The sequence below is a fragment of the Muricoccus harenae genome, from assembly GCF_009848505.1.
In the GTDB taxonomy this organism is placed as follows: domain Bacteria; phylum Pseudomonadota; class Alphaproteobacteria; order Acetobacterales; family Acetobacteraceae; genus Roseomonas; species Roseomonas harenae.
The window spans coordinates 116082-138351 of sequence record NZ_WWDL01000003.1 but is presented as its reverse complement, the minus strand read 5'-3'; the positions used below and the strand labels follow the sequence as shown (position 1 = coordinate 138351).

Here is a 22270-nt window from a genome sequence, read left to right as displayed (position 1 = left end):
CCAGCATTCGCGGCTCACTCCGGAACGCCAGCCTTGACGAGTCCTTCGACGAACACGCCGCAATGGGCGAAACCATTCAGGTTCCTGCGAAGCACGCTGACACAGATGGGCGGGCCGACCCTGTTCCGTGCCTCGATGAAGCCCCGCGCTTCCTCCTGCAGCCCAAGATGGCCGCAGCAGCTGATCAGCGTGTTGTAATGGCCGGAATACTCGGTGAAGGCCGCGACCGAGGATCGCAGGAAGGGCAGCGCCTCCTGGAAGCGCTGCGAGCCGAGCAGGGCGAGCCCATGGGTGGCGGTGTAGAGGCCCGAGAAGCTGTCCGCGGGGCTCATCCGCACCGCCTTTCCGGTCTCCGCGATCGCCTCCTCGAAATGTCCCGCGCGGAGCAGGACCCAGCCGAGGAATGTCCGTCCCAGCGCGAAACTTGGGGTGAGGTCGAGCGCGGCCCGAAGTTCCGCCACCGCACGCTCATGCCGCCTCGCATCACTCAGGCAGAGGCCCAGTGTCATCCGGGCCCATGGCTCGCTGGGATCGAGCGCAACCGCTTGCTCGGCATGCTGCGCGGCCTGCTGGTAGCCCGCCTGGATGTCATGCCACCAATAGCAGCGCGCCGCCCACCAGACCGCCCAGCCAAGGACGGCATGCGCCCGCGCATAGCCCGGATCGATACGGACGGCCTCCTCGAGCAGGGCCCGCGCCTGTTCGTTCTGCCGGCGGCCGATCCGGTTGATCAGGCCCATGGCCCGGACCACGAGGCCCCAGGCATCGATGCTCTCGGGCGGCCGGCTCGCGGCGAGGAATCCCTCCTCAGCATAGAGATGCGGCTCGATGGCAGCGACGACGTTCCGGGTGATCTCGTCCTGAACCGCGAAGATATCGTTCAGCTCGCGGTCGTAGCGCTCGGCCCAGATGTGCTTTCCCATCTCCGCCTCGACGAGCTGGGCGGTGACTCGGATGCGCGTGGCGGAGGTGCGGACGCTGCCCTCGAGAATGTAGCGGACGCCAAGCTCCTTCGCGACATGGCGGACATCCACGGCCCTTCCCTTGTAGCTGAAGCTCGAATGGCGGGCGATGACGAAGAGCCAGCGAAGTCGCGACAGCTCCGTGATGATGTCTTCGGTGATTCCGTCCGAGAAGAATTCCTGCTCGGGATCCGTGCTCATATTCGTGAAGGGCAGGACCGCGATCGAGGGCCGGTTCGGAAGGCGTGGCGCCGCCAGGATGGATGCTTCGGCACCCAGCAGTGGCGCGTCGGAGGTATCCGGAACCAGGTCAACCGAATCCGCCGGCCTGCCGGAGGAACGCAGCGTCAGTCCTGTATGCGCCTCCACGACGGAGAGCGTCCTCTCCGAGAAAAGCCCCACCAGCAGCTTGTCCACCGTGGATCGGCCGAGCTTGGTCCGGAACGCAAATTCGTCGCGGGACATGTGCTCGCGGGCGATGTAGTCGCGGATGGTTCCCGCGATGCGCTTGCTGTCATCCATCGCCGGCCGCTCCCCGATGGAGGCGATATGTTGCCCGAGCGGGCACCGGAATGCACGTTCGGATCAGAAGCTTGGCCAAGACCCACCGGCCCTCGTCCATCGGGGAGGAGCCGATCGTCGCCGTGCCCGCCGTGTGGTGCCCGCGCCATGGCAAGTGGGCTGCGCGGCTGCCCGCCGCTAGGCGGCTCCCGTCAGCAACTCGTCCGCTGCCGCCCGCGCCGCCTCAGTCACCTTTTCGCCGGCCAGCATCCGCGCGATCTCCTCGCGCCGCGCTCCGGCATCCAGCGGCACCACCCGTGTCTCGGCCCGCTCGCCCCGCATGCCCTTCGCCACCTGGAAATGCCGGGACCCGCGCGCCGCCACCTGCGGCGAATGCGTCACCACCAGCACCTGCAGCCGCTCGGCCACCCGCGCCAGCCTTTCGCCCACCGCTGCCGCCGTAGCGCCGCCGATGCCGCTGTCCACCTCGTCGAAGACCAGCGTGGGCACGGGCGAACCGCGCGCGAGCACCACCTTCAGCGCCAGCATCAGGCGGGACAGCTCGCCGCCCGAGGCGATCTTCGCCAGCTGCCCCGGCTTCTGCCCGGGATTGGTCGTCACCAGGAAGGTCACCCGGTCCTGCCCATCCGGGCCCCAGGCACTCTCCTCGCGCGGCGCGATCTCGATATGCAGTCGAGCCCGGTCCAGCTTCAGCGGCGCCAGCTCCCGCGCCACCGCCTTCTCCAGCTTCGCCGCATGCTCCCGCCGCAGCGCCGTCAGCGCCCCGGCGGCCGCGACATAGCCTGCCCGGGCCTCCCGCGCCGCCGCATCGAGGGCCGCCACGCGGCCCGTCCCGGCATCCAGATTGGCCAGGCGCTCGCGCAAGCCCGCCAGATGCGCCGGCAGGTCCACCACCGCCACCCCATGCTTCCGTGCGGCGGCGCGGAGGGCGAAAAGCCGCTCCTCCACATGCTCAAGCCGGCGCGGATCGGGCGCCGCATCGCTCGCCAGCCGCTCCAGCACGTTCTCGGCCTCGGCAAGCGCATCCTGCGCCGCGGCCAGTGCCGTCAGCGCCGCGGTCACCTCGTCGCTCGGCGGTGTCAGCCGCTCCAGCGCCCGCGCTGCATTGCGCAGCGCCGCCGAGGGCGCCCCGCCGCCCCGCCGGTCGCGCGGCTGCAACTCGGACAGCGAAGAGGCGATCGCCTCCGCCCGACGCTCGCTTCCCTGCAGCCCCTGGCGCTCGGCCGCCAGCGCATCCTCCTCCCCCTCCTGCGGGGCGAGGTCGGACAACTCCTGCACGGCATGGCGCAGCCATTCCTCGTCGCGCTGAGCCGCCGCGATAGCCTCCTGCGCCTCGCGCAGCGCCTTCTCCGCGCCGCGCCAGCCGCGATAGGCCTCGGCCACCGTGGCGCGGCGCGCATCCAGCCCGCCGAAGGCATCCAGCAGCCCGCCATGCGTCGCCGGATCGGCCAGACCGACTTGATCGTGCTGCCCCTGTACCTCGACCAGCAGCGCACCCAGGCGGCGCAGCAGCGCCACCCCGACCGGCTCGTCGTTCACGAAGGCGCGGGAGCGTCCATCCGCCGTCACGATCCGGCGGAGCACGATCTGGTCCTCCGCCTCGATCCCCTGCTCGGCCAGCAAGGCATGGGCCGGATGCGAGGCGGGAGGCGCGAACACGGCCACCACCCCAGCCTGTGTCTGGCCGGAGCGGACCATCCCCGCCTCGGCCCGCTGCCCCAGCGCGAGGCCCAGGCTGTCCAGCAGGATGGATTTTCCCGCGCCGGTCTCGCCGGTCAGCACCGAGAGGCCCGGACCGAAGGAAAGGTCCAGGCGCTCGATCAGCACCACATCGCGGATGGAGAGGGAGGCGAGCACGCCTGTCCTAGAAGACCGCGTCCACCGCGCGCCGGAGGATGCCCGGCCGCGCCGGACCGTCCGCCGGCCGGGCGCCCTCCACCAGCAGCGCGTAGCTGTCCTGATACCAGGGATTGCCCGGATAGTTATGCCCAAGAACAGAGGCGGTCTTCCGCGCCTCCTCTGTCAGCCCCATGGCGAGATAGATCTCGGTCAGACGGTGCAGCGCCTCGGGCGTGTGGTTCGTCGTCTGGTACTGCTCCACCACGGCGCGGAAGCGCCCGATCGCGGCCGCATAGAGCTTCCGGTTCTGGTAGAAGCGCCCGATGTTCATTTCCTTGCCCGCCAGATGGTCCCGGGCCAGGTCGATTTTCAGCCGCGCATCGCGGGCGTAGGAGGAGTTGGGGAAACGGTTCACCACGTCCTGCAGGGCGGCCATGGCCGTCTCGGTGCCGGACTGGTCGCGCTCCGCATCCGCGATCTGCTCGTAGTAGCAGAGGGCACGCAGGTAATAGGCATAGGCGATGTCGCGATGCGCCGGATGCAGCTGGATGAAGCGCTCCAGCTGGCCCAGCGCCTCGGTGTAGCGGTTGCGCGAGTACTCGGCATAGCCGCTCATCAGCCGGGCATTGGTGGCCCAGGTGGAATAGGGATGGTCCCGCTCCACCGCGTCGAACAACTCGATCGCCTGGGCGTAGCGCTCGGCCCGCAACGCCTCCAGCCCGGCCGCATAGACCGCCTCCGGCGACATGTCGGCATAGCTGGCCCCCCGCGGACGCAGCCCATCGGACTTGCTGTCCCAGAAGTTCAGGCTCTCGCAGCCGCCCAGCGTCAGCGGGGCGAGGAGGAGGGGAAGGATCGCGAGGCGGCGGATCGTCATGGCGGCGGCTCTATAGCACGCGCGCCCGGGTGGCGCGACATGGCGGGCGCCAACGAAGCGCAGCAGGTGAAGAGGGGAGGCGAGGGGCCCCGGCCGCGGGGGGAACGGCAGGCCGGAGGAGGGGCCGGGAAGCGCTTCCCGGCCGCCGGATCAGGCTGCCGCGGCCGCCATCGGCAAGCGGGCATTGGCCGCCGCCGCCGCCGGCACTTCGGCCTCGCCCGCCAGCCGCCAGGCGCGGGGATCGGCGAAGAGGGCGCGGAGTAGCCGGTTGTTCAGCGCATGGCCGGAGCGATGCCCACGGAACCGCGCCAGCAGCGGCGCACCGGCGAGAGCGAGGTCGCCCACCGCATCCAGCAGCTTGTGGCGCACGAACTCGTCGGCATGGCGCAGTCCGCCCGGATTCACCACCAGCGGTCCGTCCACCACCACCGCATTGGCCAGCGACCCGCCGCGGGCCAGACCCACGGAGCGCAGCCGGGCAATGTCCTCGGCCATAGTGAAGGTGCGCGCATCAGCCAGGATGCCGCGGAAGCTGTCCTCGGTGACCCTCATCGACAGGGACTGCCGGCCGATCGCCGTGGCGCCGAAATCGATGCTCAGCTCCGCCTGGAAGCCTGGGCCCTCGGCCGGGGAGAGCTCGACCCAGGCCGCATCCGGACCTTCGCCATCGCTCACCCGGACCGTGCGCAGCACCTCGATGGCCTGGACCGGCTCGGCCAGGTCCACCAGCCCCGCGCAATCCAGCAGGAAGATGAAGGGGGCGGCCGATCCATCCAGGATGGGGATCTCGGGCCCGTCCACCTCGACCACCGCATCGGTGACGCCGCAGGCGGCCAGGGCAGCCATGACATGCTCGATCGTGCCGATCCGCGCCGCAGCTTCGCCGATGGCCGTGCAGAGGCGAGTGTCGCTCACTGCGTCGTACAGGGCGGGAATGTCGATGCCGAGATCGGTCCGGCGGAACACGATACCCTGACCCGCCTCGGCCGGGCGCAGCGTCAGCGTCGCACGCGCGCCGGAGTGCAACCCCACGCCCACGCAGCCGATCGCGGACTTCAGGGTCCGGGCGCGGGCCGTGCTGATCGGGAAGAAGCCGTCCATAGAGTACCCCGGCTGAAAACATTCCACGCCGGCATCAACGCTCCGGCAGAAGGGAACGTCGCACCGCAGCATGATCAGTTCCAGTCAAGCGTTGTTTCTCCATATTTCGCTGCAAGCCCCTGTTCAGAAAGGGTTTTCCAAAACGAAGAAGGGCCCCGCCGGCGAACCGGCGAGGCCCCTTGGAACGGCTGGCCCCTAAGGGCCCGCCATCAGTTCCCCTGGCGGCGCAGGAAGGTAGGGATGTCGAGGCCCATCTGGTCCTCCTGCGGCGGCTGCGGCCGCTGCGCGGGGGCCTGGGGTGCCTCGGCCTGCTCGGGCAGGATCCGGCGCATCCCGCCGATCCCGGTCGCGCGGCGGAAGATGCCACCCAGCCCGCCAGCCGGCGCGGCCGGCTGCGGGGCAGGCGCCATCCGCGGGGCAGGGGCCGCATGCAGGCTCGGCGCCGGCACGGCCTGCGACGGCAGCTCCGCCACCGGCTCCTGGGCCGGAGCGCTGCCCTCGAGCGTCGCCGCGCGGCGGACGCCCATCGGCAGGCGCGGGCTGCTGCCCGGGGCCGGGACATGCACGGCCGCAGGGGCCGGGGCCGGAGACGGGGCCACGGCGACCGGGCGCGGTGCGGCCACGGCCGGACGGCCGGCACCCGGCGGCACCTGGCCCACGCGCATGGACGGCACCTGCGGGGCGCCGGGCGGGAAGCCCTGCTGCGGCTGCTGGGGCGAGGCGGCCACCGCGGCACCACCGCCGATCGCCACCACGCGCTGCGGCTCGGCCTGCTGTGCCTGCGCCTGGGCATCGATCGCGTCGATGCCGGTGGCGACGACGGAAAGCCGCAGCCGCCCGTTCAGCGTCTCGTCCACCGAGGTGCCGAAGATGATGTTCGCTTCCTCGTCCACCTCGCGGCGGATGCGGTTCGCGGCCTCGTCGACCTCGAACAGCGTCATGTCGTAGCCGCCGGTGATGTTGATCAGCACGCCGCGGGCGCCGCGCATGGAGGTGTCCTCCAGCAGCGGATTGCTGATGGCGGCCTCGGCGGCCTTCACAGCACGGTCCTCGCCCTCGGCCTCGCCCGTGCCCATCATCGCCTTGCCCATTTCGGCCATGACGGTGCGGATATCGGCGAAGTCGAGGTTGACCAGGCCCGGATTGACCATCAGGTCGGTCACGCCGCGAACGCCCATGTAGAGCACGTCGTCGGCCATCTTGAAGGCCTCGGCAAAGGTCGTGCGCTCATTGGCCTTGCGGAAGAGATTCTGGTTCGGGATGACGATCAGCGTGTCCACGAACTGCTGCAGGTCCTCGAGCCCCAGCTCGGCGGAACGGCGGCGCTTCGGGCCTTCGAAGTCGAAGGGCTTGGTCACCACGCCCACCGTCAGCACGCCGCGCTCGCGCGCCATGCGGGCGATCACCGGCGCCGCCCCCGTGCCGGTGCCACCGCCCATGCCGGCGGTGATGAAGATCATGTGCACGCCTTCGAGGTGCCGGGCGAGGTCCTCGGTGGCCTCCTCCGCCGCCGCGCGGCCGATCTCAGGCTTGGCACCGGCGCCGAGGCCCTGCGTCAGATGCGGGCCCAGTTGCACGCGGCGCTCGGCGCGGCTGTTCACCAGCTGCTGGGCATCCGTGTTGGCAACAAGAAACTCGACGCCCTCGAGTCCCATCCCGATCATGTTGTTGACCGCGTTGCAACCTGCGCCGCCCACGCCGATCACGGTGATTCGCGGCGTGAAATCTGTGTGCTGCTGACGCGGTATTGTCAGGTTCAGCGTCATCGTTTGAGGCCCCCTTCGAAGACGCGATGAATGCGAATCGCCCCCAGACCTTTATGCATCACACACGGTCCCGGAGCCAATTGACGAAACGCGTGAATACGCCCCGCGATCCCTGCGGGCCGTAATCGAAATTCATTGCCGGCCGCCCCTCGCCCGCACCCCAGGCGACGAGGCCCAGTGTGGTGGCGAAGCCAGGGGCGAGATAGGCATCCGGCAGGCCGCGAACCGGTTGCGGCCGCCCCAGCCGGACCTGCCGTCCGAGGATGCGCGCCGCCGACTCGCGCATGCCGACGAGCTGGCTCGCGCCGCCGGTCAGCACCACGCGCTGTCCTGACTCGGGGCCAAGATTCGCCTCGGCCAGCCGGTCCCGGATCAGCTCCAGCGTCTCCTCCACCCGCGGGCGGATGATCGACAGCATCTGCGCCCGCGGCACGCGCGACAGGATCTCCCCGTCCTCACCGAGCTGGGAGAGGGAGAGCATCTCGCGCTCGTCATCGATGGTGCCGAGCATGCTGCCATACATGGTCTTCAGCCGCTCCGCCTGGTCGGGCGGCGTGGAAAGGCCGCGTGCCAGGTCGTTCGTCACCTGCCAGCCGCCCACGGGGATCTGCGCCGTGTGCAGCAACAAAGCTTCCTGCAGCACGGCGAGGGAGGTGGTGCCGCCGCCCATGTCGATGACCGTGGCGCCCAGCTCCCGCTCGTCAGCCGTCAGGGCGGAGAGGGCGGCGGCATAGGGCGCCGAAACCGGCTCCTCCACCTCCAGGTCGCAGCGCGCGAGGCCGGTGCCGAGATTGCGCAGCGAGGCCGAGGCGGCATCCACCAGATGCAGCCGCACGCCCAGGCTTTCGCAGATCATGCCGCGCGGATCGGCGACGCCCGGCGTCGCATCCAGCGTAAATCCGAGCGGAAGGGCGTGAACCGCCTCGCGCCCCTCCTCCGCCATGCGGCGGCGGCCTTCCCACACCATGGCGCGCAGATCCGCCTCGGTGACGGCGCGGCCGCCGATGGTCCATTGCACATGGTGCTGGCGGCTTTCCGGCTGCCCGCAGGAAAGATTGACGATGACGCCGGACAGCTTGATGTCCGCCATCTCCTCCGCATGCGCCACGGCCGCGCGGATGGCGCGCTCGGCGGCATGCAGGTCGATCAGGTTGCCGCCCTTCACCCCGTGGGACCGCTGCCAGCCATGGCCCAGCACGCGCGGCAGCCCATCCGGCTCGATCCGCGCGATGAGGCAGACGATCTTCGTGCTGCCGATGTCCAGCACGCCGAATGGCCCGCTGCGCGCGCGCGGGTGGCGCGCGCGCGGGGCGCCGGCTCCCTCCGGCAGGCGCGGCGCGGCGGTCAACCGTTCCTCCCGGCCCGCGCGCGCGTCGCGGTGGGCGGCGGCTCCGGCGCGGCGACGGGGCGCAGCACCAGGCGATCCGGCAGGCGGAGGTCCACCGTGTGCAGCGGGCGGTCGAGCAGCTGGTTCTGCCGCTGCAACTCCATCAGCCGCTGCACCGCGGCCTCCTCATGCCCCTCGGGCAGCAGCACGTCGGTGCCGCTATGCAGCCGCAGGTTCCAGCGCCGCTCGCCGATCCGCACCAGCGCCTGGGTGCGCGCCAGCACATCCGGCGCCTCGCGCAGCACATCGTAGAGCGGCCCCGCCGTCTTCTCCGCGCCCGCGCCGACGATCAGCGGCAGCGGCCCGAAGGCATCCAGCCGGTCCGTCGCCACGGTGCGCCCCTCGCGGTCCACGACGGCGAAGCGGCCGTTGTTCTGCCAGATCGCGAAGGGCGCGCGCTCCTTCACCTTCACATGGATCAGGCCGGAAAGGTGCCGCTGCACCTCGGCCTCCTCGATCCAGGCGATCGCCTCCAGCCGTTCCCGCGCCGCTTCCGGCGCGAAGCCCAGCACGGGATCGCCTGCCTTCACGCCGAGAGCCCGGCGCAGCTGGGAAGCCGGCGTGTTCCGCGCACCCTCGATCCGCACCTCGGTCACCACCAGCCCGCCGACCCGCGCGCCGAGATCGGTCGCCGCGCCATCCAGCATCGCCGCGAACTTGCTGGCCGGATCAAGGCTGGCCACGGCCGAGGCCGCGACGCCGAACAGCAGCAGCAGCGCCCCGATCTTGGCCGCCGGCCGCACCATCGGCCGCCGCCGCCGCAACCACAGCCGCAGCGCGCTCGGCCGCTTCATCTCGCGGGGTGCCGGCCGGGCGCGGGTTCCGGCGGCGAGCTTACGCGGCATCGCGCATTCCCTTCGCCCGCGGCCGCACCTCGGCGCCCCGATCCACCCCGTCATGCCGCGCCTGCCGCACCATCCAGGCGCAGAGCTCGGGGAAGGGGATGCCGCGATAGGCCGCCTGCTCCGGCACCAGCGAGGTCGGCGTCATGCCCGGCTGGGTGTTCACCTCCAGCAGCACGAGTCCCTCGGCGCCCGGGCGCGAGTCATCCCAGCGGAAATCCGCGCGCGAGACGCCGCGGCAGCCCAGCGCCGCATGCGCCGCGACGGCCACTTCCATCGCCCGGTCCCGCACCGCATCCGGCACCGGCGCCGGGATCGCATGGCGTGAGCCGCCATCGGCATATTTGGCGTCGTAATCGTAGAAGGCGTGGCCCGTGGCGATCTCCGTCACGGCCAGTGCCCGATCGTCCATCACCGCGACGGTGAGTTCCTTTCCCGGGATATAGGGCTCGGCGATAATCTCGCCCCAGCACCAGCCGGAGGCGATCTCCGCCCGCCGGTTGTCATGCTCCCGCAGGATGTAGACGCCGACGGAGGATCCCTCGCGCACCGGCTTCACCACATAGGGCAAGGGGAAGGGATCGGCATCCGCCAGATCCGCCGCCTGCATCAGCCGGTGCGGCGCCACGGGCAGCCCGGCCGCGGCGAAGGCGGCCTTGGCCGCCGCCTTGTCCATTGCCACGGCGGAAGCACGCAGCCCTGAATGCGTGTAGGGGATGCCCATCCAATCCAGCACGCCCTGGATCGCGCCATCCTCGCCGAAGCGCCCGTGCAACGCGTTGAACACCACATCCGGCTTCGAGACCGCGATGGCGCCCACCACCGCACCGAGATCCGGCCCCGGATCGACCGCGGTGACCTCGAACCCTGCCTCGCGCAGCGCCCCGATGATCTCGCGCCCAGAGGAGAGCGACACCTCGCGTTCGCTGGACAGCCCGCCCAGAAGGACCGTGACGCGGCTCATGCGGAACGCTCCCCGATGCGCTTGATCTCCCATTCCAGCGACACGCCGGAATGCGCGAGCACGGCAGCGCGCACCGCCTCGCCCAGATCCTCCAGATCACCCGCGGTCGCATCGCCGGTGTTCAGCAGGAAATTGCAATGCTTCTCGCTGACCTGCGCGCCACCCAGCACCTTGCCGCGGCATCCGGCCGCATCGATCAGCACCCAGGCCTTGTGGCCCGGCGGGTTGGCGAAGGTGGAACCGCCAGTCCGCGCCCGCACCGGCTGCGTCGCCTCCCGGCTCTCGCGGATCTCCGCCATGCGCGCGGCAATCGCCTGCGCATCGCCCGCCGCCGCGTGGAAGCGCGCCCGCACCACCACCCCGCCTGCGGGCATCTGGGACCGGCGATAGGAAAGCCGCAGATCGGCCGCGCGCACGCGCAGCAGCCCATCCACCGTCGCGATCTCCGCCCAGTCCAGCACCTGTGCCACCTCGGAGCCATAGGCCCCGGCATTCATCGCCACCGCCCCGCCGATGCTCCCCGGAATTCCCGAGAGGAACTCCAGCCCCGACAGGGAGGCGGCGGCGGCATGCTCCGCCACCACCGCATCCAGCGCCGCCGCACCCGCGACGACGCCATCCGCCTCCACCACCACATCGCCGAAGCCGCGCGCGAGCCGCAGCACGAGGCCACGCACGCCGCCATCCCGCACGATGAGATTAGAGGCCGCCCCGATCACCGTGATCGGCAGTTCCGCCCGCCGCAGTACCCGCAGCAGGTCGTCCACATCCGCCGGCCGCACGAGCCAGTCCGCCGGTCCGCCCACGCGGAACCAGGTCGCCGGTCCGAGCGCCGCACCCGCCTGCACGCGCCCACGAAGGGCGGGGAGGGGGCTTTCCGTCATGTGGACGGCGGCACTCATGCCGCGCCCTTGATCCGGCGCGGCCCGCTCTTCGCCTGCAGCTCCGCCAGCTGGGCCGGCAGCGCATGCGCCCAGTTGGTAATGTTCCCGGCGCCGAGGCAGACCACGTAATCCCCCGGCCGGGCGATGGCATGCACCATCTCCGCCAGATGGTCCGGCCCGGGCAGCGGCACGACGCTGCGATGCCCATGCGCCCGCAGCCCCTCTACCAGCGCATCCTGGTCGCGCCCCTCGATCGGCTGCTCGCCGGCCGCATAGACATCGGCGATGATCACCGTCCCGGCATCGTTCATGCAGGTGCAGAAATCATCGAACAGAGCGTCGAGGCGCGAGTAGCGATGCGGCTGCACCACGGCCACCACATCCCGCGCACCGGCCTGCCGCGCCGCCTTCAGCACGGCCGCGATCTCCACCGGATGGTGGCCGTAATCGTCGATCACCGTGATGCCGCCCGCATCGCCCGCGCGGGTGAAGCGGCGCTTCACCCCCTTGAACCCGGCCAGCGCCATGCGGATCGTCTCCTCCGGCACTTCCATCTCCACGCCGATGGCCACCGCCGCCAGTGCGTTGAGCACGTTGTGCTGGCCAAGCATCGGCAGGCGGAAGGGCTTCAGATGGCGGGAGCGGCGGTTCAGCCGGTCCTGCACCACCACCTCGAAGGTCGCGCCCATGCGATCGGTGATGACGCGCTCGGCCCGCACATCGGCCTGGGGCGAGAAGCCATAGGTGATGATCCGCCGGTCAGAGAGACGCGGAATCATCGCCTGCACCTCGGGATGATCCACACAGAGCACCGCGAAGCCGTAGAAGGGGATGTTGCCCACGAACTGGGCGTAGCCCTCCTTCATGTGCTCGGCCGTGCCCCAGTGATCCAGGTGCTCGGCATCCATGTTGGTCACCACTGCCACCACGGCGGGCAGCTTCAGGAAGGAGCCGTCGCTCTCATCCGCCTCCACCACCATCCATTCCCCGGCGCCAAGCCGGGTGTTGGTGCCATAGGCGTTGATGATGCCGCCATTGATAACCGTCGGGTCGATCTTCGCGGCTTCCAGCACGCAGGCCACAAGGCTCGTCGTCGTCGTCTTGCCATGGGTGCCACCGATCGCGATGGACCATTTCAGCCGCATCAGCTCCGCCAGCATCTCGGCGCGGCGGACCACCGGCAGGAAGCGCGTTCGCGCCGCCTGAACCTCGGGATTGTCGCGCTTCACAGCGGAGGAGATCACCACAACCTGCGCCGCGCCCAGGTTCTCCGCGTCATGCCCAATGGACACGGCGATCCCCGCCTCCCGCAACCGGGTGACGTTGTAGCCCTCCGCGATATCACTTCCCTGCACCTGGTAGCCGAGGTTGTGCAGCACCTCCGCAATGCCGGACATGCCGATGCCGCCGATGCCGACGAAGTGGATAGGTCCAATATTGAGCGGCAGGGCGCGCATGTCAGGCAGCTTTCCCGAGGGGCGGTTCGGCCCCGCCGCGCGGCGATGCCAGGTCGACCAGTGAGAGAACCCGATCCGCCAGCCTCTCGGCCGCGTCCGGTCGTCCCAGGGATGCCGCAGCACGGGCTGCTTCGTCCAGGGTTTCCGGCGCGAGAAGACGATTTTTCAGCGCTGTGGCAAGGGATTCCGCCGAGAAGTTCGTCTGGGACATCAATTCCGCCGCTCCGGCGGCCGAAAGGGAACGGGCGTTCTCACTCTGATGGTCGTCGATGGCTTGCGGAAGCGGCACCAGAATGCTCGGCCGGCCTGCGCAGGCGATCTCCGCGACCGTCGATGCGCCGGCCCGCGCGATCACCAGATGCGCATTGGCGTAATGCGTCGCGACATCCGCGAAGAAAGGCGCCAGCTCCGCCCGCACGCCCGCGGCGGCATAGGCCGTGCGCGTCCGGTCGAGATCCTCCTCCCGGCACTGCTGCACCACCGCGATCCGCCGCCGGATCGCCGGCGGCAGCGCCGTGATGGCCGCCGGCACCACATCCGAGAAGATCCGCGCGCCCAGCGATCCGCCGAGCACGAAAACGCGCATCACATCGGCCGGCGCCACATAGCCCTGGCCGTGCAGCGCAACGATGGCCGGGCGTACCGGATTTCCCAGCACCTCGGCCTTCGCCTCCGGCGGCACGCGCCGCGTGCCCTCGAAGCACAGTGCGAGAAGGTCCGCGCCGCGCGCCATGCCGCGATTGGCCCGGCCCAGCACCGCATTCTGCTCGTGCAGCACCACCGTCGGCCGGCGGGAAGCCGGCAGGAAGCGAGCAGCCACGACCGGCGGCACCGACGGATAGCCACCAAAGCCCACCACCGCGGAAGGGTTGAGGTCCAGCAGCAGACGCCGCGCCTCCCAGGTTCCGCGCGCCAGCGCCAGCGCGCCGCGCGCGGCACCCAGCATCCCATGCCCCGCCAGCCCCGAGCCCTTCAGCACGAAGCGCTCCGCATTGGCGAAGACCGGGCTCGCATAGGCCGAGGAGCGTGCATCGGTCATCAGCGCGATCCGCTCGCCGCGCTTGATCAGCGCCGCCGCCAGTGCCTCGGCTGGGAAGAAATGCCCTCCCGTGCCGCCCGCGGCGATGACGACCGGCCTCACGCCGGGCCCCCTCACTGGAACCCTCCCTGGGCTGCCCCTTCCTCGCCCCGCGTCAACCGCCGTCGCGTCAGCGCCAGCAGGAAGCCCATGCCGAGCGCGATGGCGATCACCGAGGAGCCGCCATAGGAGACGAAAGGCAGCGTCATCCCCTTGGTCGGGATGAGGTGCAGGGAGGAGGCCATGTTGACGAAGGCCTGCAGCCCGAACTGCGTCAGCAGCCCGGTCGCAGCCAGGATCACGAACAGGTCGGTCTCAGCCAGTAGCCGCATCAGCCCGCGCACCACCACGAAGGTGAACAACCCAAGGATGAGCAGGCAGATCAGCAGCCCGAACTCCTCGCCCACCACCGCGAAGACGAAGTCGGCATGGGCATCGGGCAGCACGTTCTTCATGCGCCCCTCGCCAGGGCCGACTCCCATCATCCCGCCAGCCCCGAAGGCCTCGAGCGCGACATCCACCTGGTAGTTGTTGCCCGCCTCCGGGTTGAGGAAGCGGTCGATGCGGCTCTGCACGTGGTGGAACAGGAAATAGGCGGAGAAAAGCCCGCCCACGCCCAGCCCGCCCAGGGCGAAGACCACCGCCATGTTGATGCCCGCCACGAAGACCTGCGAGAAGAACACCGCGGAAACCACCAGCAGCATGCCGATATCCGGCTGCCGCTGCAGAAGTAGCGCCACCACCGCATAGGCACCCAGCGCCAGCCCCCAGCCTATCCAGGCTTTCCGCCCCGCAAGCTTCGCCTGCGAGATCAGCCAGGCCGCGACGATGGCGAAGCAGGGCTTGAGGAACTCGCTCGGCTGCAGCGATCCCATCAGCGGCAGGTTCAGCCAGCGCCGCGCGCCCTTCACCTCGGCGCCGATCACCAGCGTCGCCGCCGTCAGCAGCAGCGCGCCGAAGAATCCCAGCAGCGCCAGCCGCCGCACTCCCTTCGGGCTGAGCAGCGACACGCCCGCCATCACCGCCGAGGCGCCAGCCAGGAACAGCACCTGTTTGACGAAGAACATGTTGCGGGAGGAGGCGCCGATGCGCTCCGCCACCGCCGGCGCCGCCGCCAGCACCATGACATAGCCGAAGAAGACCAGCGTCAGCAGCGCGGCCAGGGTCCAGCGATCCACGCTCCACCACCAGCGGCCCAGGGTGGAGGTATCGGCGCGCGACAGGGCCATCAGACGGCCTCCGCTTCACGGTTGGCGAGATTGGCGACAAGGTCGCGAAAGGCATCGCCCCGCGCCTCGAAGCTGGTGAACTGGTCGAAGGAGGCGCAGGCGGGTGACAGCAGCACCGCCGCGCTCCCGGTCCGCCGCGCCGCTTCCAGCGCGGCCGGCACCGCGGCTTCCAGCGTGCCGACAATCCGATGCGGCACGCCATGGTCCGCGAGGGTCGCGGCGAATTCCTCAGCCGCCTGCCCGATCAGCAGCGCCTGGGCCACGCGGGGGAAATGCGGCGCCAGCGGCGCGATCCCGCCCGCCTTCGGCACCCCGCCCGCGATCCACACCACCCGGTCGTGGCAGGCCAGCGCATAGGCGGTGCTATCCGCATTCGTCGCCTTGCTGTCATTCAGGAAGGCGATGCCGCGCACCGCGCCCACCCGCTCCTGCCGGTGCGGCAGGCCGGGATAGGTCAGCAGCGCCGCGGCCACGACCTCGCGCGCGATCCCGAGGCCAAAGGCCAGTGCCGCCGCGGCCGCCGCATTTTGCGCGTTGTGGATGCCCGGCAGCGCCGCCGCCTGCGACAGGTCCGCGATCACCCCCACATCGCCGCGCAGCAGCGATCCCTCGGCCCAGATGCCGCCCGGCTGCGGCGAGAGCCCGGAGACCGGAACCATCTGCCCCACATGCGCCGCCGCCACCGCGCGCGTCTCCGCATCATCCATGCCGAGCACCGCGAGGTCATTGCCCTTCAGCACGCGCGCCTTGGCCGCCGCATAGCCGGCCATGTCGCCATGCCGGTCCAGGTGATCCGGCGAAAGATTCAGGAGGGCGCCCAGTTCGAAGCGCGCCGTGCCCAGCCGCTCCGCCGAATAGGAGGACATCTCGAGGATATAGGCGCCGTCATCCGGCAGAAGCGGCATGTCCAGGGCCGGCGGGCCGAGATTGCCTCCAGTCGCCACCACCATCCCCGCGGCGCGGGCGATGTGATCGAGCAGCGCCGTGGTGGTGGACTTCCCGTTCGTCCCGGTGATGCCGACGAAGCGCGCGCGGCTGCCCGCCGCCCGCACCGCCCGGTAAAGGAACTCCACATCGCAGAGGATCGGCGCGCCGATCTCGGCGGCACGCAGCGCCAACGGATGCGCGCGCGGTCCTAGATGCGGGATGCCCGGCGAGATCATCAGCATGTCGAAGTTTTGGGGCCGCTCCACATGCAGCCCCACGCCCATGGCCAGCTCCCGCGCAGACTCCCCATCATCCCACACGGTCACCGCCGCGCCCCATTCGCGCAGGCGCTGCGCGGCCGGCAGGCCGGCCCGCGCCAGGCCGAGCACCGCGATGCGCGATCCGGCGAAGGGGCGCATCCCGCTCACCGGATCTTCAGCGTCGAAAGGCCGACCAGCGCCAGGATCATCGAGATGATCCAGAACCGGATCACGATGGTCGCCTCCGCCCAGCCCTTCTTCTCGAAATGATGATGCAGCGGCGCCATCAGGAACACCCGCCGCCCGGTGCGCTTGTACCAGAAGACCTGGATCACGACCGAGAGCGTCTCCACCACGAAGACCCCGCCGACGATCGCCAGCACCACCTCATGCTTGGTCGCCACCGCCACCGCGCCGAGCGCCCCACCCAGCGCCAGGCTGCCCGTGTCGCCCATGAACACCGCCGCTGGCGGCGCATTGAACCACAGGAAGCCGAGGCCCGCTCCGATCAGCGCCGAGCAGAACACCGCCAACTCGCCTGTGCCCGGCACGAAATGCAGCTGCAGGTAATCCGCGAAGACGCGGTTGCCGACCAGATAGGCGATCAGCGCGAAGACGCCCGCCGCAATCATCACCGGTACGATGGCCAGCCCGTCCAGCCCATCCGTCAGGTTCACGGCGTTGGAGGCGCCGACCATCACCAGCATCCCCACGACGGGGAAGAAGAAGCCGAAGGGAATCAGCAGCTCCTTGAAGACCGGCAAGGTCAGGCTGTCATTCAACCCCGGTGGCAGGAACCACAGGATGGCGAAGGCCACGATGAGCCCCAGCCCGAATTGCACCACCAGCTTGCCGCGTGCGGACACGCCCTTGGTGTTCCGCTTCGTCACCTTCAGCCAGTCATCGGCGAAGCCCAGCGCGCCGAAGCCCAGCGTCACCAGCAGCACCGACCAGACCAGCGGGTTGCGCAGATCCGCCCAGAGCAGGGTGGAAACGGTGAGCGCCAGCAGGATCAGCACCCCGCCCATGGTGGGCGTGCCCTTCTTCTCCACCAGGTGCCGCGCCGGCCCGTCCTCGCGGATCGGCTGCCCGCCGCGCTGGAAGCCGCGCAGCCAGCGGATCACCATCGGGCCGAACATCATGGAGAGAAACAGCGCCGTCATGCAGGCAGCGCCCGCGCGGAAGGTCACGTAGCGCAGCAGGTTGAAGATGATCGGGTCGCCCGGCCCGGCGAGGAGCGCGGGGATCATGCCGCCGCTCCCTGCGCGCCGCTCGCCTTGATCGCCCGCACCACCACCGCCATGCGGCTGCCGAGCGAGCCCTTCACCAGCACCGCATCCCCGGCTCGCAGCGCATCGGCCACGATCGGCGCCAGCGCCGCACTGTCCGCTGCATGCGCGCCGCGCCGCGCCGCAGGCAGCGCATCATGCAGCGCCGCCATCTGTGGCCCGCAGGTGAAAACCAGATCGGCGCTCGCCGCCGCATCCTCCGCCAGCGCCGCATGCATCGCGACGCCCTCGTCTCCGAGTTCCAGCATATCCCCCATCACGGCGATCCGCCGCATTCCCTTCTGAGCCGCCAGGACGGCAAGGGCCGCACGCATGGAGGTCGTATTCGCATTGTAGGATTCATCGAGCAGCAGCGCCGTGCCGCCCGGCACCGGCACCGGGACGCGCGCGCCCCGCCCGGCCAGCGCGGCGAAGCCTGCCAGCCCGTCCGCGAAGCGCGCGCGATCAGCCCCAAGCGCCTGCGCCGCCGCCAAGGCCGCGACGGCATTCATCGCCATGTGCCGCCCCGGCACGCCGAGCGACACGGCAATCTCGCTTCCACCGAGCACGACGCGGAAGGACTGGCGATCCGCGCCGCCCTCCCAGCCCGCCAGCCGCGCATCCACCCCGGCGCCTTCGCCGAAGGTGATTACGCGAACCCCGGCTTCCTCCGCCCGCCGCCGCAGCAACCCGGCCTGCGGCCCCTCGGCCGGCAGCACCGCCACCCCGCCCGGCTCCAGCCCGGCGACGATGTCCGCCTTCTCCTCGGCGATGATCTCCAGCGAGCCCAGCCGCCCGAGATGCGCCGGGGCGATGGTGGTCACCACCGCCACATGCGGCCGCGCCAAGCGCGACAGCGGCGCGATCTCGCCCCGGGTGTTCATCCCGATCTCGATCACGCCGAAGGCGGCGCCCAGCGGCATCCGTGCCAGGGTGAGGGGCACGCCCCAATGATTGTTGTAGCTGGCCGTCGCCGCATGCACGGCGCCGCATGCCGAAAGCCCCGCCGCCAGCATCTCCTTCGTGCTGGTCTTGCCCACACTGCCTGTTACCGCAACGAAGCGCGCGGCGGACCGCGCCCGCCCTGCCGCGCCCAACGCAGTCAGCCCGGCCAGCGTATCGCCCACGTGCAGCAGGGGCGCATCGGCGCCCAGCCCCGGCACGTCGCGATCCACCATCGCGCAACCGGCCCCGCGCGCCAGCGCATCGCCCACGAAGTCATGCCCGTCGCGCGCATCGCGCAGGGCCACGAACAGCTCGCCCGGCCCGACGCCCCGGCTGTCGATCGAAACACCCGAGACGGACACGCCTTCGCGCACCGCCCCGCCCGTCGCCGCACGCAGCGACGCCGCTTCCCACAGCACGGCGCTCATGGCGTGAAGCCCGCCAGCCGCCGCACCACCGCCACATCATCGAAAGGATAAGTCACGCCGCCAATCGTCTGCCCGCTCTCATGCCCCTTGCCGGCCACCGCCAGCACGTCGCCCGGCCCCAGCGCCGCCATCGCCTCGGCAATAGCCGCTTCGCGCCCACCGATCTCGGTCCCGCCGGGGCAGCCGGCCAGCACCGCCGCCCGGATTGCCGCCGGGTCCTCCCCGCGGGGATTGTCGTCCGTCACCACCACCCGGTCGGCCAGCGCGGCGCAAGCCGCTCCCATCAGCGGCCGCTTGCCCGGGTCACGATCCCCGCCGGCGCCGAACACCACATGCAGCCTCGCGGCATGTGGCCGCAAGGCACTCAGCAGCCGCTCCAGCGCATCCGCCGTATGCGCGAAATCCACGTAGACAGCGGCCCCGTTCGGCAGCCGCGCCGCCAGCTCCATCCGTCCGCGCACGCCGGCCAGATGCGGCAGCGCCCGCACCACCCGGTCCGCCGCCATGCCGGTCGTTACCGCCAAGGCTGCCGCCAACAGCACGTTGTCCGCCTGGTAGCGCCCGACCAGCGGCAACCGCACTGTCTCGCGTCGGCCGAAGAGGGAAAGCTCGATCTCCTGGCCGTCTGCCAGGGGCGCATGGCGCAGCAGCCGCACATCGGCCCCGGCCTCGCCTACGGTGAGCAGCCGCAGTCGTCGGGACGCCGCAATGCCGCGGATCGCCGCCAGCGTCGCACCATCCATATCGGCATTGGCCACCGCCGGCCGCCCGGGCTCCAGCAGCGTGTCGAGCAGCCGCAGCTTCGCCGCCCGATAGACCTCGATGGTGCCGTGATAATCCAGATGGTCCCGCGTCAGGTTCGAGAAGCCGGCTGCCGCCAGCGCAACCCCGTCCAGCCGCCGCTGCTCCAGCCCGTGGGACGAAGCCTCCATCGCAGCATGCGTCACCCCGGCCCGCGCCACTGCGGCCAGCGTCGCATGCAACGAGACCGGGTCCGGCGTCGTCAGCGAAGGCCCGGGCGGAAAGCCATCCGCCACCAGCCCCAGCGTCCCCACGGAGGCGGCGCGGGATCCCGCATCGGCCCAGATCTGGCGAAGGAACTCGGCCGTGCTCGTCTTGCCATTGGTGCCGGTCACCGCCACCACGGTCCCCGGCTGCGCGCCGTGGAAACGCGCTGCCATCTGCGCCAAGGCGCGCCGCGGATCCGCCGCCATCACCAGCGGCCGCGGCGGCACGCCCGGCGGCCATTCCGTGCCTTCCGGCGCGAGGATCGCCGCCGCACCGCGCTGCACAGCCTCCTCGATATGCGCCCGCCCATCCGTGCGCGCGCCCGGTAGCGCCGCGAAAAGCGCACCGGGCATCACCAGCCGGCTATCCGCCGTCAGCCCCGTGATCTCAGGCTGGAAGTCGAAGCGCCCGAGGGAAGCGGGCGCGATCGGATCCAGCCGGGCCATCAGCTCATCGAGCCTCATGGCTTGGCGTGGGGGAGGGAAGGGGCGGGTCGAGCGTCGCCGCTTGCGCCGCCATGGAGAAGCGGACCCGGCTCACCGCCTGTTCCCGCATCACTTCTGTCACCCGCAGCGGCACGGGAGGTGCGAGCAGCGGGGTGGCGGGCGACATCGGTGGGGCCGCCTGGCGTGGCGCCATGGCCGGCGTCGTCGCCGGGCGTCCCGGCACCGCCGGCGGGGTGGAAGCCGCCCCCGGCCGCGCGGCCGCCCCGGCCGAGGCTGCCGGGCGCGGCGCCCCGCGCCCGGGCTGCAGCGGAATGCTGACCGCCTGCACGATCTCCGGCGCCTGCGGGTTCTCCGGCACCATCCCCAGAACCGGCGCGATGCGCGCGATCACCGAGCCCGCCGCCGGCGCCGCCACCCAGCCTGCCGTCGCATAGCCATGCGACCGGGCATTCGGGTTCGGCTCGTCCACCATCACATAGACCGCGTAGCGCGGTGCGTTCATCGGGAAGGCGCCTACGAAGGCCGCGATGCGCTTGTTCGCCAGATAGCCGCCGCGCGGCCCGGTCTTCTGCGCCGTGCCCGTCTTGCCGCCGACGAAATAGCCCGGAACATCCGCGCCCTTGGCCGAGCCATCGGTCACCACCAGCCGCATCAGCCGCCGCATGGTTTCGGAGGTGCGCTCGCTGATCACGCGCGTGCCCTCGCGCACCGTGCCCGGCCGCTGCGCCAGCAGCGTCGGCTGGCGCAGGATGCCGCCATTGGCAATCGCCGCGACGCCGGTCACCACATGCAGCGGCGTCACCGAGATGCCGTGACCGAAGGAGATGGTCATCATGTTGATGTCGCGCCAGCCATTGGCCGGCGGCACCAGCGGCAGCGCCGTCTCGGTGATCTCGATCCCCTGGCGGGAGGTCATGCCCATGCGCTGCATGAACTCGCGCTGGCGCTGCGGCCCGAAGCCCTGCGCCATATGCGCAGCGCCGAGGTTGGACGAATAGGCCAGCACCTCCGGGAAGCTCAGCCAGCGGTTCTTGCCCTTGAAGTCGCTGATCGTGAAGCGCCCATAGCGGATCGGCGAGGCGGCGTTGAAGCTGCTCGTGTTCACACTGGCCGTGCCGAAATCCAGCGCCGCGGCAGCCGTCAGCAGCTTGAAGGTCGAACCCGGCTCGTAGATGCCCACCGTCACCCGGTTGAAGCGCTGCTCCGGCGTCGCGCCGCCGATGTCGCCCGCGTCGTAATCGGGCAGGGACACCATGGCGAGCACCTCGCCCGTGTTGATGTCCAGCACCACCCCCGCGCCGCCGATGCCGGTGTAGTCGGCGATAGCCTTCGCCACCGCATCGCGCAGCGCGAGCTGCACGCGGATGTCGACAGATGTCCGGAGCGGCTCCTGCGGACGCGCCCGCAGCCGCTCGTCATGGTAGCGCTCCATGCCCGAGAGGCCGGAGCCGTCCACGTCCACATTGCCGAGCACATGCACCGCAGCCCGCCCCTGCGGGTAGTAGCGCCGCTCGGCCTCCTCGAAATGCAGCCCGGCGATGCCGAGGTCGTTCACCGCCTGCTTCTCGCGCGGCGTCAGGGCGCGCGCGAGGTAGGAGAACTGCCGCTCCCCCGAAAGCCGCCCCACCAGGCGGTCCTTGTCGAGCTGCGGCAGCACGCGCGACAGACGCGCCGCGACCTCCACCGGATTCTCGATCTGCCGCGGATTGGCATAGAGTGCCGTCACCGGAAGCGAGACCGCCAGGATCTCCCCATTGCGGTCGGTGATCGCGGCGCGTCCCGTCACCGGCTCGGGAGTCGGGGCGGAACCCGTGTCGCGCGCCATGCGGCGCGGCTCGCGCGGGTCCAGCACCGTCGCGATGGTCAGCTTCAGCGCCACCGCCCCGAACAGCAGGCCGAAGCCGGCGGCGGCCAGCACCAGCCGACCTCGGCTCTTCTCCAGCACCGCGCGCCGCGCGAGGTCGGGCTGCCCCATCCGCGCCGAACGCGGATCGGACAGACGCGAGGCGCGCACCGGCTTGCGCAGGTGATAGGCGATGGAGGCGTTCGGATCGGGGGCGGCGGGGTCGTTCATTCAGGC

The 22270-nt window shown here is 70.8% G+C and carries 17 protein-coding genes; all 17 read right to left on the bottom strand.

Annotated elements, in window-relative coordinates; genetic code table 11:
* Positions 1 to 14: 14 nt before the first annotated feature.
* The 17 genes from GSE44_RS04100 to GSE44_RS04020 all read right to left on the bottom strand — a co-directional run bounded on the left by GSE44_RS04100 (position 15) and on the right by GSE44_RS04020 (position 22264).
* On the bottom strand, positions 15 to 1484 hold the full coding sequence (locus GSE44_RS04100; protein WP_159347520.1) for a tetratricopeptide repeat protein: 1470 nt from the start codon (positions 1482 to 1484) through the stop codon (positions 15 to 17).
* A gap of 177 nt (positions 1485 to 1661) precedes the next feature.
* Positions 1662 to 3341 carry a DNA repair protein RecN gene (recN, locus tag GSE44_RS04095; protein WP_159347519.1) on the bottom strand — a complete coding sequence of 560 codons (1680 nt, stop codon included), beginning with the start codon at positions 3339 to 3341 and terminating at the stop codon, positions 1662 to 1664.
* Positions 3342 to 3348: 7 nt separating this feature from the next.
* The gene (locus GSE44_RS04090; RefSeq protein ID WP_159347518.1) at positions 3349 to 4200 is read right to left on the bottom strand and encodes an outer membrane protein assembly factor BamD; all 852 of its coding nucleotides are present in this window, start codon (positions 4198 to 4200) and stop codon (positions 3349 to 3351) included.
* 150 nt (positions 4201 to 4350) lie between these two features.
* Positions 4351 to 5301, bottom strand: a complete 951-nt coding sequence (gene lpxC / locus GSE44_RS04085) for a UDP-3-O-acyl-N-acetylglucosamine deacetylase (RefSeq protein WP_159347517.1) — start codon at positions 5299 to 5301, stop codon at positions 4351 to 4353.
* A gap of 209 nt (positions 5302 to 5510) precedes the next feature.
* Positions 5511 to 7067, bottom strand: coding sequence for a cell division protein FtsZ (ftsZ, locus tag GSE44_RS04080; RefSeq protein ID WP_159347516.1), 1557 nt, complete (start codon positions 7065 to 7067; stop codon positions 5511 to 5513).
* 58 nt (positions 7068 to 7125) lie between these two features.
* Positions 7126 to 8415 carry a cell division protein FtsA gene (ftsA, locus tag GSE44_RS04075; RefSeq protein WP_159347515.1) on the bottom strand — a complete coding sequence of 430 codons (1290 nt, stop codon included), beginning with the start codon at positions 8413 to 8415 and terminating at the stop codon, positions 7126 to 7128.
* Positions 8412 to 9299, bottom strand: coding sequence for a cell division protein FtsQ/DivIB (locus GSE44_RS04070; RefSeq protein WP_159347514.1), 888 nt, complete (start codon positions 9297 to 9299; stop codon positions 8412 to 8414). Before GSE44_RS04070 ends, ftsA begins: the two co-directional genes overlap by 4 nt.
* Positions 9289 to 10260, bottom strand: coding sequence for a D-alanine--D-alanine ligase (locus tag GSE44_RS04065; RefSeq protein ID WP_159347513.1), 972 nt, complete (start codon positions 10258 to 10260; stop codon positions 9289 to 9291). The genes GSE44_RS04070 and GSE44_RS04065 overlap by 11 nt, the downstream gene beginning before the upstream one ends.
* Entirely contained in the window at positions 10257 to 11162 is a 906-nt protein-coding gene (gene murB, locus GSE44_RS04060) for a UDP-N-acetylmuramate dehydrogenase (RefSeq protein WP_159347512.1), read from the bottom strand. Before murB ends, GSE44_RS04065 begins: the two co-directional genes overlap by 4 nt.
* Positions 11159 to 12601, bottom strand: a complete 1443-nt coding sequence (gene murC / locus GSE44_RS04055; RefSeq protein ID WP_159347511.1) for a UDP-N-acetylmuramate--L-alanine ligase — start codon at positions 12599 to 12601, stop codon at positions 11159 to 11161. Before murC ends, murB begins: the two co-directional genes overlap by 4 nt.
* 1 nt (position 12602) lies before the next feature.
* Positions 12603 to 13742, bottom strand: a complete 1140-nt coding sequence (murG, locus tag GSE44_RS04050; protein WP_235924544.1) for an undecaprenyldiphospho-muramoylpentapeptide beta-N-acetylglucosaminyltransferase — start codon at positions 13740 to 13742, stop codon at positions 12603 to 12605.
* Between the two features lie 11 nt (positions 13743 to 13753).
* Positions 13754 to 14911, bottom strand: coding sequence for an FtsW/RodA/SpoVE family cell cycle protein (locus GSE44_RS04045; RefSeq protein WP_159347595.1), 1158 nt, complete (start codon positions 14909 to 14911; stop codon positions 13754 to 13756).
* Positions 14908 to 16254: a UDP-N-acetylmuramoyl-L-alanine--D-glutamate ligase gene (gene murD / locus GSE44_RS04040; RefSeq protein ID WP_159347594.1), complete on the bottom strand. Its 1347-nt coding sequence runs from the start codon at positions 16252 to 16254 to the stop codon at positions 14908 to 14910. The genes GSE44_RS04045 and murD overlap by 4 nt, the downstream gene beginning before the upstream one ends.
* 5 nt (positions 16255 to 16259) lie before the next feature.
* Complete coding sequence (gene mraY / locus GSE44_RS04035) at positions 16260 to 17345, bottom strand: phospho-N-acetylmuramoyl-pentapeptide-transferase (RefSeq protein WP_159347509.1); 1086 nt, start codon at positions 17343 to 17345, stop codon at positions 16260 to 16262.
* The gene (locus tag GSE44_RS04030; protein WP_159347508.1) at positions 17342 to 18736 is read right to left on the bottom strand and encodes a UDP-N-acetylmuramoyl-tripeptide--D-alanyl-D-alanine ligase; all 1395 of its coding nucleotides are present in this window, start codon (positions 18734 to 18736) and stop codon (positions 17342 to 17344) included. Before GSE44_RS04030 ends, mraY begins: the two co-directional genes overlap by 4 nt.
* Complete coding sequence (locus GSE44_RS04025; protein ID WP_159347507.1) at positions 18733 to 20208, bottom strand: UDP-N-acetylmuramoyl-L-alanyl-D-glutamate--2,6-diaminopimelate ligase; 1476 nt, start codon at positions 20206 to 20208, stop codon at positions 18733 to 18735. The genes GSE44_RS04030 and GSE44_RS04025 overlap by 4 nt, the downstream gene beginning before the upstream one ends.
* The gene (locus GSE44_RS04020) at positions 20195 to 22264 is read right to left on the bottom strand and encodes a peptidoglycan D,D-transpeptidase FtsI family protein (protein WP_159347506.1); all 2070 of its coding nucleotides are present in this window, start codon (positions 22262 to 22264) and stop codon (positions 20195 to 20197) included. Before GSE44_RS04020 ends, GSE44_RS04025 begins: the two co-directional genes overlap by 14 nt.
* Positions 22265 to 22270: the final 6 nt, after the last annotated feature.

Bases quoted from the DNA above. Each gene is read 5' to 3' on its own strand.
- GSE44_RS04100 (WP_159347520.1), bottom strand. From the start codon at position 1,484: ATGGATGACAGCAAGCGCATCGCGGGAACCATCCGCGACTACATCGCC.
- GSE44_RS04090 (WP_159347518.1), bottom strand. From the start codon at position 4,200: ATGACGATCCGCCGCCTCGCGATCCTTCCCCTCCTCCTCGCCCCGCTG.
- lpxC (WP_159347517.1), bottom strand. From the start codon at position 5,301: ATGGACGGCTTCTTCCCGATCAGCACGGCCCGCGCCCGGACCCTGAAG.
- ftsZ (WP_159347516.1), bottom strand. From the start codon at position 7,067: ATGACGCTGAACCTGACAATACCGCGTCAGCAGCACACAGATTTCACG.
- GSE44_RS04070 (WP_159347514.1), bottom strand. From the start codon at position 9,299: ATGCCGCGTAAGCTCGCCGCCGGAACCCGCGCCCGGCCGGCACCCCGC.
- GSE44_RS04065 (WP_159347513.1), bottom strand. From the start codon at position 10,260: ATGAGCCGCGTCACGGTCCTTCTGGGCGGGCTGTCCAGCGAACGCGAG.
- murB (WP_159347512.1), bottom strand. From the start codon at position 11,162: ATGAGTGCCGCCGTCCACATGACGGAAAGCCCCCTCCCCGCCCTTCGT.
- murC (WP_159347511.1), bottom strand. From the start codon at position 12,601: ATGCGCGCCCTGCCGCTCAATATTGGACCTATCCACTTCGTCGGCATC.
- murD (WP_159347594.1), bottom strand. From the start codon at position 16,254: ATGCGCCCCTTCGCCGGATCGCGCATCGCGGTGCTCGGCCTGGCGCGG.
- mraY (WP_159347509.1), bottom strand. From the start codon at position 17,345: ATGATCCCCGCGCTCCTCGCCGGGCCGGGCGACCCGATCATCTTCAAC.
- GSE44_RS04030 (WP_159347508.1), bottom strand. From the start codon at position 18,736: ATGAGCGCCGTGCTGTGGGAAGCGGCGTCGCTGCGTGCGGCGACGGGC.
- GSE44_RS04025 (WP_159347507.1), bottom strand. From the start codon at position 20,208: ATGAGGCTCGATGAGCTGATGGCCCGGCTGGATCCGATCGCGCCCGCT.
- GSE44_RS04020 (WP_159347506.1), bottom strand. From the start codon at position 22,264: ATGAACGACCCCGCCGCCCCCGATCCGAACGCCTCCATCGCCTATCAC.